Genomic DNA, 10,358 nt, shown 5'->3' with positions numbered 1-10,358 from the left:
TTATATCCGGTGTCAGCGCCCGCTCCCCCAACTCATGCCAATGCGCGCACTGACCAGACATTGGGGGGAAATGAACGTCGCCGTCCGATGGTGGCGTGGGGATAGCAGCGGCGGGTGGTTTAGCAATTCACCCTAAGAGCTATAATCATCGATATAGTCGGCGAATGGAGGCGGAAACGCGATCGTCAGTTCACCGGAATAATTGGATCGGGCTTAGGCATTTGCGCCGCTATTTTTTCCATGCGCTGCGTGCGCTCGCTGGCGGCGCCTGTTGTCCGGCGAAAAAGATCCAACGCATAGCCGACCAACGGCCCAGCCGCGTCGGTCCGTTTGCGCGCTAGATAGAAATCGATCAGGTTCTCCAGCGCCATCTGGCAATTGGGGTCATCTTCGCCCCGCGTGCGCAAATAGCTGTCAAACACTCGGCGGAGCAATTGTTCGGCCGCGCGATGATTGCCCATCCCCTCCAGCAGCAGAGCCAGATCATTGGCCGAAATCAGCGTGCGCGGATCATCAGCCCCGAACAGTTCGTCAGCCAGCGCGAGCGCCTTGCGCGCAGCTTCTGTGCCTTCAGACAATCGTCCGCCTGTGTAAGCGGTCTGCGCTTCCGCCACCAATGATCGCCATTGCTTCTCTCGCGCCTCGGTAACATCGGCAACATAGGGCGCTTGACCCCATGCGGGAGGCGCCAGGGAAAGCAGCAGCAGCGCACATGCTCGTCCACTATGGTTGAAGCCGCGAAAGGTCATCCGCCTACTCCTCGATGCGCGACGGCCTCGCACCAACGAAAGGGCAGAAGCGAAGCCCCGGTTCAGGAGAGAAGCGCCTCGATCAGCGCCTTCACCTTCTTCTGCCGCCATTGGGGCAGCGGCGCGATCAACCAATAGGCCAGAGCAGACGCCTCCGGCTCCCCAACTTGCCGCACCCTGCCCGCCTCAATATCAGCCTGCGCGAGCAGCAGCGGCACGGTTGCTCGTCCAAAGCCGTTGATCGCGGCCTCAATGGCGAGCCCGGCGTCAGCAACCCGGATCGCTGCCGGTTCGCTCCCCGTTGGACAGCCCGGCCAATCGACGCGATGCGCCGGACTTCCCCCAGCCGCTTCGACAGTGACGAAACTCGCCTCGCCCAGCTTCACCCCTTCATGTTCGCCTGGCCCGTCGGCCAGCCGCAATGCGAGGTCCAGATTAGCCTCCGTGAAATCCAGCGTCTCATCCGCTGCAACCAGAGCGAATTTGAGATCGGGCTGGTTCGCCGCATAGCTGGCGAGGCGCGGTTGCAGCCATTTTGCCGTGACGTCTCGCGGGGCGGCGATAGTCAGCGAAGAACTGGATTGTCCCGCCTGCATGGCGCGCACCGCTTCTTCAAATTCCAGAAAGCCCGCGCGCAAGGCTTCAAGCCCCGCTTCGGTTTCGGGGGTCAGTTCCAGACCCTTCGGCGTGCGGCGAAACAGCACGACGCCCAGCAGATCCTCCAGCGCCCGGATCTGCTGGCCAACGGCTGCCGGTGTCACCGCGAGTTCATCGGCCGCCCGGGTGAATGACAAATGCCGCGCTGCCGCATCCAGCACGCGCAGACCGTTCAACGGCAAATGCGTACGCTTCATTCGGCAATCGCCGGGGCTACGAGCGCGAAATGAGGGATAGCGATGTCAAACGTCTCCCCGCTGGCGCCGATCATATGATAATGCCCGCGCATCGATCCTGTCGGCGTATTGAGGGGGCAACCCGAAACATAGTCATAGCTTTTCCCCGGCTGCACCACCGGCTGTTCGCCCACGACGCCATCACCGTCCACACGATGCTGTGCGCCGCGCCCATCAGTGATCACCCAATGGCGCGTCAGCAACTGCACGGGCTGATCCCCGCTATTTTCGATACGGATATGATAGGCCCAAAACCAGCGCCCGCGGTCAGGCTCTGACTGTTCCGGCAGGAACGTAACGGCAACATGCACGTTGATATCACGTGTGGTCGCATGAAAGGGAAAGAGCGCGTTCACGTTAAAAGAAATGCGCCTTTCCCCCTGCTTTCGTCAACGGCCTATCGACTTCAGAGCGCGATCAAGATCCTCGATCACATCATCCGCATCTTCAAGCCCCACATTCAGCCGCAGCATATCCTCGGTAATGCCGACCTCCAGCCGCGCCTCTTCGGCCATGCCGAAATGCGTCGTCGAAGCGGGATGGGTCATCAGCGACCGGGAATCCCCGATATTGTTGCTGATATCGACCAACTCCAGCCCGTTAAGCAGGCCATGGGCCTCTTTCCGTCCACCGCCGACATAAAGCGAGAAGATAGGCCCGGCCATCTCCATCTGCTTTGCTGCCAGAGCATATTGCGGATGGCTTTCCAGCCCCGGATAAAGGACCTTCGCCACCCGGCCCTCCAGAAACTTCGCTACCTTAAGGGCGTTCTCGCTCTGACGGCGGATGCGCAGGTCCAGCGTCTCCAATCCCTTCAGCACCACCCAGGCGTTGAACGCGCTCAGCGTCGGCCCGGTGTTACGGTGGAACGGCAGCAGTGTGTTGATGATGAAATCCTCGGTGCCGCATATCGCACCGGCCAGGACACGGCCTTGCCCGTCCATCATCTTGGTCGCGCTATAGGCGACCACATCCGCTCCGAATTCCATCGGCCGCTGAAGCGCTGGCGTGGCGAAGGCATTGTCGACGACGCTCGTGATGCCGTGCTTCTTGGCGATGCCGCACACCGCCTCCAGGTTCACGACATCCATAGTGGGGTTGGCGGGTGTCTCGAAGAAGAACACCTTCGTATTGGGCCGCACAGCCGCTTCCCAGGCAGCATTGTCGGTTGCATCGACGGTGGTCGTCTCGATCCCGAACTTGGGCAGTAGCGTGTCTGTCAGCCAGCGGCATGACCCGAACAGCGCCTTCCCAGCCACGACATGGTCACCCGCCGACAACTGACACAGCAGCGCCGCCGTCATCGCCGCCATGCCGGTGGCCGTCGCACGGCATGCTTCGGCGCCTTCCAGCAGCGCGATGCGCTTTTCCAGCATCTCGACCGTCGGGTTTTGCAGGCGGCTGTAGGTCATGCCCTGCTGCTCGCCCGCGAAGCGCGCCGCCGCGTCTTCGGCACGGTCGTAGCAATAGCCGCTGGTCAGAAACAGCGCCTCGGAGGTTTCGCCCCACTCGCTGCGCGCGCTGCCGCCCCGCACCGCAAGCGTAGCAGGCCGCCAGTTCTTGGTGATCGCCGGGTCCTGCCCGCTCCTGCGCTTCATCGCTTCTTCCTTACTTCAGAGCCGCCAGTACCGCGTCGCCCACCTCGACCGTAGTCATGTTTCCGCCGAGGTCGGGGCTGCGCGCACCATTGGCAAGCGCCCTGGCAACCGCAGCCTCGATCCGGTCGGCCTGTTCCGGCATGCCCAGTGAGTAACGCAGCATCATCCCGGCCGACAGGACCGTTGCCAGCGGATTGGCCTTGCCCTGCCCGGCGATGTCGGGGGCCGATCCATGGATCGGCTCGTACAGGCCCTGCTTGCTGTCGTTGAGGGTCGCCGAAGCCAGCATGCCGATCGATCCGACGCACATGCTCGCCTGATCCGACAGGATATCGCCAAACATGTTGCCGGTGACAATCACATCGAACTGGCCCGGATCGCGCACCAGCTGCATCGCGGCATTGTCCACATACATGTGAGACAGGGCAACGTCGGGATATTCGGCCGAAACTTCGATCATCACGTCACGCCACAGCTGGCTGGTTTCCAGAACATTGGCCTTGTCCACCGAGCAGAGCTTGCCCCGGCGGGCACGCGCAGCCTGGAAGCCCTGATGCGCGATCTTGCGCACCTCCTCTTCATTATAGGACATGACATCATAGCCTTCGCGCAGGCCGTCCGCCGTCTTGCGCATGCCCTTTTCACCGAAATAGACGTCGCCATTGGTCTCACGCACGATCAGCAGGTCGATGGCGCTCGCCACCTCCTTCTTCAGGGCAGAAGCATCGGCCAACTCCGGAAAGACCTTTGCGGGACGCAGGTTAGAAAACAGCCCCAGCGCCTTGCGCAGCCCAAGGATCGCCTGCTCAGGCCGCAAGTGCCGCTCCAGCGAGTCGCAATCGGGATCGCCGACAGCGCCAAACAGGATGGCGTCCGCGCGCCGGGCTATATCCAGAGTCTCGGGCGGCAAAGGATGCCCCAGGGCCTTGTAAGCCGCACCGCCAACCAGCCCTTCCTCATAGGTCAGGCCATCAATCGCCAGGGCGTCGAGCACGCGCCGTGCCTGCGCAATGATCTCTGGGCCGATACCATCTCCGGGGAACAGGGCGATCAACATGGCGCGAAAACTCCTTCAATGTCGTGGCCGCCCCTTATGAAGCCGCCGCGCCTCACGCAACCGCTCTTTTCAACCTGTCGACCAGCCTTTCGCGCGCGGCCAGCGTGTCGGCCCTCCAATCGGTCAGCACCGACCGTTCCAGAAAGAAGCCGGTCAGCCGTAATCCGTCCAATATGCCGGGCCAGTCGCCGCTGCCTCCCTCCAGCAGAAAAGGCGGCAGCGGCAGCAACCGACTCTCATATCCCGCAGCACCCGCCCTGCTGACCGCCGCCGCGCTGCGCGGGCTGACAAAGGCCAGGTCTTCGGCCCCACCTGTCGCTGCGCACCGACCAAAATCGAGGCCAAAGCCGAGTTCCGCCAGCAACAACAGTTCGTATCGCACCAGCGCCGCCGCCCATCCCCGCGCGGCGGGCGCCGCGTCGATCGCGCCCAGCACGCCATCCATAGCCTGATAGAGTGTCGGATATGGCGTCCCTTCCGGCAGAGCCGTCGCCGTAAGCGCGCATACCCAATCGATCGCCGCGGCGGGCAAGGGCTCGGATAGCAGAGGTGCACGGCTATGCTCCATTTCGACGGTCAGCCCGGCAAGCTGCTCTTCGGTGCGGGCACGGAACTCCGCCTTTACGCTATTTCCGGGGAGGAGCACCGGCCGCAAGGCGCGGGATCGGCCTCCACGCACGTAGCCCGCCAACAGCCCATGGTCCGGCGTCAGAAGGCGCGCAATCGCTCCATGTTCGCCATGAGAACGGACCCCGCAAACCAGGGCAGGAGTGATCAGCACGGCCATGCGTCATCCTTAACTGTGCAAAGCCCGTCGCGCCACTGCTGGGGACGCACCAGATCGCGGGTCGATATAGGTTGTTTCTGTTGCCCGCCTGTGGTGAAACATCCCTGTGGGAGTCGGGGGACAAGCCACCATGTTGAATATGCCCAAGGCGTCATCTTCCGCGATGGACCGCCTGGTGCTCTGGTTGGGTCGATCGCCGACGCTGGGTTTTGCCGTATCCCGCGTCGCCTTTGCCGTTGCCGCCACGTGGCAGATCGGCGCGATGTTCAACAACGAACCTGACTTCGCCCGCACCATCACACTTCTGCACGGCGGCGTCTGGCTCTGGACCCTGTTCGGCATTGTGCAGCATATGCTGGCGCCGCCGCTGGGCTTGCTGCTCCGGCCCCTGTCACTGATCCTCGACGCGATCATATTCCTGACGGTGATCGCCCTATGCCAGCCTTTGCAGATAGCAGCCCTCGCCTGCCTGTTCTTCGTTGCCTGGTCGGCGTCGGAGCGCTTTGGCCGTGGCTCGATAATCGTCTTTGCCCTTTGCCTCGTTCTCGCTTTCCTGGCGCGGGGTTCCTACGAAAGCTGGGCTGCCGAACGCCATGTAGCAGAGGTGGACCGGGCGATCGACGGGATCACGGTCATCATCGGCTGCACCATCGCCGCGGCGATGCTCAGCATGTCGATCCTGGAAAGGCGGCTGATCGAATGGTCGGAACGATTGCAGGCCGTCGGGCTGTCTTTCCAAAAATCTCTTCCGCGTTTCGTGGTGGAGCAGATATCGGAACTGATGGCAGCCCGCTATTGCGCTCTCGTCTGGCAGATGGACGATGGCCCCATCCACTGCGAGCTTATCAATGGCGACGGCGTCCATGCCATCAGCCTGCCGCAGCCGCAGGTGGAAGCATTGCTGGGCATCGCACCGCCGGAAGCGCCCTTTCTCTATTCCGGTCAATCGAGCCGCCTGTTGCTGCGCAACCGCCTCGGCATCACGCGAAATGAAAAGGCGTCTCACCTGACGGAAGCGATATCCGACCTGCTGGGCGCAGGTCAGGGTTTGAGCTTTCAGGTTCAGGCCGGTGAGCTGCGCGGTCGCATTTTCGTCGGCACGCGCCACGGCTGGTCGCCCGCCGCCCTCTTGCGCGCACTGCGCATCCAGGAAGGGCTTGAGCTATTCCTCGATCGGCATTTCTTCCTGCTCGCCTGGCGCGATCGAACCTTTGCCGAAGCACGTCTCGCGCTCAGCCGCGATCTGCACGACAGCGTTCTTCAGACCCTTGCCGCTCTTCGCGTCCGCCTCGTGACCGCGCAACATGGGCTGGCCGCTAGCGATGCCCCGCATCACCTGGCCGAATTGCATGCGATGGAAGAACTTGTCACCGCCGAACAGGCCCATCTGCGTCGCCTGCTCAATGTGACCGGCACCAGACCGGACGATGTCGATCTGGTCCGCGATGTCGAAAGCTGCTGCCGCTTCATTGCCCTGCAATGGGGAATTGAGTGTCGGCTGAACCCGGTAGACCATCCCATGATGGTCACGTCCGAAACGGCAGCAGAAGTGGAGTTCCTGCTCCGGGAGGCCACCGCCAACGCCGTAAAGCACGCCGCCGCCCAGCATATTACCGTCTCACTTGCTCAGGCCGATGATGAGATAATGATCGCGCTCAAGGACAATCCGGGCGACCGGGGGATCGAGCAGCAAAGCTATACCGGCGATTTCGAATTGCAATCGCAGTCCATCATGAAACGGTTGGGCAAGATCGGCGGCACCGCCTATTTCCACAACTTAAGCATGAATTCATTAATTTCGATTAGATTACCTTCATCCTTGCCGAGGTCCCCAATATGATGGCTCAGATTGCGATAGTCGACGACCACCCCATCTTCCTCGATGGCATGGCGCAGTTTCTGAGCTCGCACGGGCATGACGTCGTCTTCTGCGCGCGTTCTGTCAGTGAAGCCATCTCCCGCCTCCAGAATGATCAGCCCGACCTGCTGATCCTGGATGTGAGTATGAAGGACGGTGGCGGCCTCGCGATCCTGTCTGCCATCCGCGACAGCGGCAGCAATGTTCCCGTGATCTTCATGACCGTCCACATCCGCCCTGACCAGACGCTGGAGGCGATCAAGCTCGGCGTGGATGGCGTGGTCCTGAAGGACAGCGATCCCAACGAACTGCTATCCTGCATCACGCAGGTGCTGGGCGGCAACAAAAGCATTGCGCCCGCCGTGATGGAACAGGCGCTTGTGCACAGCATTTCGGCCCCGCCCAACGACAACAACGCGCTTTCCAGCCTGACCGACAGGGAAATGGAGATCGCCGGATTTATCCGGGCCGGCCTCCGCAATCGCGAAATCGCCGCGCGGTGCGGCCTGACCGAAGGAACGGTCAAGGTGCACCTGCACAGCATCTTTCAGAAGCTCGGCATCAAGTCCCGGTCAGAACTGATCATCATGATGTTGTCGATGGACAGCGCCATACCGGCAGTCGGCCTGCACTGAGCAGATCAGCTATCCGCACAACTCAGCCCGTGTCCGGGCTGAGCTTGTCGAAGCCCGCGACCGCCTCGGAGCGAACACTATCCTACGGCCATCATGAAGGATGCGTCAGCCGCTCCAGCGTGACCCAGCCCTCGACATAATTGGCATAATATAGCCCGAACAACAGCGCCGACAGGACCGTCGCACGTAACGCAACCATGCCGGGCCGGAAGTTGCTGGGCGCGCTGTCAGCCTGCCCTTTCAGCATCACCTCACCCGTTTCGTCGGGCGTCCGGATGCCGAAAGGCAGAACGATGAACGCGCTGATCACCCAGAACAGCACATAAATAGCCAGGATTGCGTACCAGTTCATGATGCGGAGCCTTAGGCGCGAATGAGCAGAACGTCCACCACCGGCTTCTTGCCCGTCCAGCGCGTGGCCGTCCGCCGCACCGCCAGCCGTACCCGCTCGCGCAACGCCTCTTCCTCTAGCGGCCCCTTCGACACAGCCTGCGCCGCCTCGTCAGCCGCCTCCGCCAAGAACGCTTCCTTATCCTCTTCCACCGGCACGCCTTGGGTACGCAATGCGGGCTCACCCATCAACTTGCCCTTGCGGTCCAGCGCAACCGCCACGCTGATCTGCCCATGCAGCGCGACCTTGCGGCGCTCGTTCATCGTGGAACCGTCCGCAGGCAGGATCACATCGCCATCCAGAACGAGCCGCCCCGTAGCCTCATGCCCGATGATCTCGGGACCATTGGGGGCCAGCCTCAGCAAATCGCCATTGGACTGCACAACGGCGCTGGGGACACCGCTGGCCAGACCGAGCCGCGCTTGCTCCGCCATGTGCCGCCGCTCGCCATGGACGGGCAGCAAAATTTGCGGCCGCACCCAGCGATACATGGCTTCAAGTTCGGGCCGCCCCGGATGGCCCGAAACATGGACCTCGGCCTGGCGATCCGTCACCATCAGCACACCCTTGGTCGCCAGGGCATTTTGAATACGTCCAATCGCGATCTCGTTACCCGGTATCTGCTTGGACGAGAAAACCACCAAGTCGCCGGTGTCCAGCTTGATCGGATGACTGTCGAAAGCAACGCGAGACAAGGCGGCACGCGCTTCACCCTGCCCGCCAGTTGCGATGATCATCACCTCGTTACGGGGCAGCGCCATCGCATCCTCCCAATCGACCGTCCGTGGGAAGTCTTTGAGATATCCTGCTGCCTTAGCGGTCGAGATGATCCGGTCCAGCGATCGCCCGGCGACGCACAGCTTGCGTCCGACCGCATTCGCCACTTCGCCGAGCGTCTGCAAACGCGCCGCGTTGGAGGCGAAAGTAGTAACAAGCACCCGCCCCTTCGCGCCGGTGATCGTCTGCATCAGCCCTTCGCGCACATCGGCTTCGGAGCCGCTCGCCTCGGAATTGAAAACATTCGTACTGTCGCAAACAAGCGCCAGCACCCCCTCATCACCGATCGCGGTCAGCTCCTCGGGGGTCGAAGGCTGGCCCAGCAATGGCTTCACATCGATCTTCCAGTCGCCCGTGTGGAAAACACGTCCGTGAGGCGTGTCGATCAGCACGGCATTGCCCTCGGGAATCGAATGAGCCAGCGGCACATAGCGGAAGCCAAATGGCCCCAGCGCGAAGCTGCCTTCATTGTCGATCACATTCAGCTCGACCTCTTTGGTCAGCCCCTCTTCCTCCAACTTCAGCCTGATGAGGCCCGCCGTAAACGGCGTCGCATATAGCGGCACGCCAAGGTCAGCGGCCAGATAGGGGATGGCCCCGATATGATCTTCATGCCCATGGGTGAGCACGATGCCCAGCAGGTCGTCGCGACGCTCTTCGATGAAGGACAGATCGGGCAGCACCAGATCAACGCCCGGATAAGCCGGGTCGGCGAAGGTCAGGCCAAGATCGACCATCACCCACTTGCCCTGGCAGCCATAGAGATTGACGTTCATGCCAATCTCTCCCGACCCGCCCAGGGCCAGGAAGAGCAGCTCGTCTTTAGGTATCATCAGTTCTTCAAACTCCGTTCGTGCAGCAGCGCGAGACCCAAAATGGTCAGGTCCGGCGCGATCGCATCGAAAATTTCACTATTTTCATCAAACAGGACAGCAAGGCCGCCTGTCGAAATCACTTTGGCTGGGCGGCCAATCTCCGCGCGCGTCCGGGCAACCAGCCCTTCCATCATCGCGACATAGCCCCAGAACACGCCGATATGCATCTGCGCTTCCGTCGTGCGACCGATAACCGAACGGTTCTCCGGCGGCGCAATGGCAATCTTTGGAAGCTTGGCAGCGGCCGCGACCAATGCATCGAGCGACAGGTTGATACCCGGCGCAATGATGCCACCTTTGTACGTCCCCTGATAATCGATGACGTCGAAGGTTGTCGCGGTTCCAAAATCGATGACGATCAAATCGCCTTCGTACAAATGGTGAGCGGCAATGGCGTTTACAACCCGGTCGGCACCCACGGAAGCGGGCTCCGCCACGTCCAGTTCAACGCCCCATTCAACCGGGGCCTGACCCGCGACAAGCGCAGTGGTCTTGAAATATTTCTCCGCCAGCACCTGAAGATTATGCAGCGCGCGGGGAACAACGGTGGCGATGATCACCGCATCGACATCCGCAAGGGCATAGCCTTCCAGCATCAGCAACTGGTTCAGCCACACGGCATATTCATCCGCCGTCCGGCGCGGATCAGTCGCGATCCGCCAACGGGCGCGAATCTCCCGCCCTTCAAGCAGTGCGAAAACCACATTGGTATTGCCCGCGTCGATCGCGAGAAGCATG

At 61.8% G+C, this 10,358-nt stretch carries 11 protein-coding genes; 2 read left to right on the top strand and 9 right to left on the bottom strand.

All coding sequences use genetic code 11. The features are described 5' to 3' along the window. Positions 1-185 precede the first annotated feature (185 nt). From ACZ5YV_RS02415 to recO, 6 genes are all read right to left on the bottom strand, one after another. Complete coding sequence (locus ACZ5YV_RS02415) at positions 186-749, bottom strand: tetratricopeptide repeat protein (RefSeq protein WP_464788417.1); 564 nt, start codon at positions 747-749, stop codon at positions 186-188. Positions 750-811: 62 nt separating this feature from the next. After that, positions 812-1,603: a LysR family transcriptional regulator gene (locus ACZ5YV_RS02410; protein WP_464788416.1), complete on the bottom strand. Its 792-nt coding sequence runs from the start codon at positions 1,601-1,603 to the stop codon at positions 812-814. Continuing rightward, the gene (gene apaG, locus ACZ5YV_RS02405; RefSeq protein ID WP_464788415.1) at positions 1,600-1,998 is read right to left on the bottom strand and encodes a Co2+/Mg2+ efflux protein ApaG; all 399 of its coding nucleotides are present in this window, start codon (positions 1,996-1,998) and stop codon (positions 1,600-1,602) included. Before apaG ends, ACZ5YV_RS02410 begins: the two co-directional genes overlap by 4 nt. A 33-nt stretch (positions 1,999-2,031) precedes the next feature. Next, on the bottom strand, positions 2,032-3,240 hold the full coding sequence (locus tag ACZ5YV_RS02400) for a trans-sulfuration enzyme family protein (protein ID WP_464788414.1): 1,209 nt from the start codon (positions 3,238-3,240) through the stop codon (positions 2,032-2,034). A gap of 10 nt (positions 3,241-3,250) precedes the next feature. Next, positions 3,251-4,297, bottom strand: coding sequence for a 3-isopropylmalate dehydrogenase (gene leuB, locus ACZ5YV_RS02395; RefSeq protein WP_464788413.1), 1,047 nt, complete (start codon positions 4,295-4,297; stop codon positions 3,251-3,253). Positions 4,298-4,349: 52 nt separating this feature from the next. After that, positions 4,350-5,084 (bottom strand): DNA repair protein RecO, encoded by a 735-nt coding sequence (gene recO, locus ACZ5YV_RS02390; protein ID WP_464788412.1) that lies wholly within the window; start codon positions 5,082-5,084, stop codon positions 4,350-4,352. 130 nt (positions 5,085-5,214) lie between these two features. Between recO and ACZ5YV_RS02385 the strand changes: the two genes are divergently transcribed. Both ACZ5YV_RS02385 and ACZ5YV_RS02380 read left to right on the top strand, forming a co-directional pair. After that, on the top strand, positions 5,215-6,924 hold the full coding sequence (locus ACZ5YV_RS02385; RefSeq protein ID WP_464788411.1) for a sensor histidine kinase: 1,710 nt from the start codon (positions 5,215-5,217) through the stop codon (positions 6,922-6,924). Continuing rightward, positions 6,921-7,577, top strand: a complete 657-nt coding sequence (locus ACZ5YV_RS02380; protein ID WP_464788410.1) for a response regulator — start codon at positions 6,921-6,923, stop codon at positions 7,575-7,577. Before ACZ5YV_RS02385 ends, ACZ5YV_RS02380 begins: the two co-directional genes overlap by 4 nt. Before the next feature lie 91 nt (positions 7,578-7,668). Here the strand turns inward: ACZ5YV_RS02380 and ACZ5YV_RS02375 are convergent, their stop codons facing one another. The 3 genes from ACZ5YV_RS02375 to ACZ5YV_RS02365 are packed head-to-tail and all read right to left on the bottom strand — an operon-like array spanning position 7,669 to position 10,357. After that, positions 7,669-7,929, bottom strand: a complete 261-nt coding sequence (locus ACZ5YV_RS02375; protein WP_464788409.1) for a DUF1467 family protein — start codon at positions 7,927-7,929, stop codon at positions 7,669-7,671. An 11-nt stretch (positions 7,930-7,940) separates the two neighbouring features. After that, positions 7,941-9,578 carry a ribonuclease J gene (locus ACZ5YV_RS02370; RefSeq protein ID WP_464788408.1) on the bottom strand — a complete coding sequence of 546 codons (1,638 nt, stop codon included), beginning with the start codon at positions 9,576-9,578 and terminating at the stop codon, positions 7,941-7,943. Beyond that, positions 9,578-10,357, bottom strand: a complete 780-nt coding sequence (locus ACZ5YV_RS02365; RefSeq protein ID WP_464788407.1) for a type III pantothenate kinase — start codon at positions 10,355-10,357, stop codon at positions 9,578-9,580. The genes ACZ5YV_RS02370 and ACZ5YV_RS02365 overlap by 1 nt, the downstream gene beginning before the upstream one ends. Position 10,358: the final 1 nt, after the last annotated feature.

The organism is Sphingobium sp. TomTYG46 (assembly GCF_055396345.1).
Note: the sequence above shows the minus strand (reverse complement) of the source record. Positions and strands in the feature narration are given on the sequence as shown.

What these genes read in the sequence shown, in the direction of transcription:
- ACZ5YV_RS02380 (WP_464788410.1), top strand. Translation starts at nt 6,921, where the DNA reads ATGATGGCTCAGATTGCGATAGTCGACGACCACCCCATCTTCCTCGAT.
- ACZ5YV_RS02365 (WP_464788407.1), bottom strand. Translation starts at nt 10,357, where the DNA reads ATGCTTCTCGCGATCGACGCGGGCAATACCAATGTGGTTTTCGCACTG.
- ACZ5YV_RS02385 (WP_464788411.1), top strand. Translation starts at nt 5,215, where the DNA reads ATGTTGAATATGCCCAAGGCGTCATCTTCCGCGATGGACCGCCTGGTG.
- ACZ5YV_RS02400 (WP_464788414.1), bottom strand. Translation starts at nt 3,240, where the DNA reads ATGAAGCGCAGGAGCGGGCAGGACCCGGCGATCACCAAGAACTGGCGG.
- ACZ5YV_RS02375 (WP_464788409.1), bottom strand. Translation starts at nt 7,929, where the DNA reads ATGAACTGGTACGCAATCCTGGCTATTTATGTGCTGTTCTGGGTGATC.
- leuB (WP_464788413.1), bottom strand. Translation starts at nt 4,297, where the DNA reads ATGTTGATCGCCCTGTTCCCCGGAGATGGTATCGGCCCAGAGATCATT.
- recO (WP_464788412.1), bottom strand. Translation starts at nt 5,084, where the DNA reads ATGGCCGTGCTGATCACTCCTGCCCTGGTTTGCGGGGTCCGTTCTCAT.
- ACZ5YV_RS02410 (WP_464788416.1), bottom strand. Translation starts at nt 1,603, where the DNA reads ATGAAGCGTACGCATTTGCCGTTGAACGGTCTGCGCGTGCTGGATGCG.
- ACZ5YV_RS02370 (WP_464788408.1), bottom strand. Translation starts at nt 9,578, where the DNA reads ATGATACCTAAAGACGAGCTGCTCTTCCTGGCCCTGGGCGGGTCGGGA.
- ACZ5YV_RS02415 (WP_464788417.1), bottom strand. Translation starts at nt 749, where the DNA reads ATGACCTTTCGCGGCTTCAACCATAGTGGACGAGCATGTGCGCTGCTG.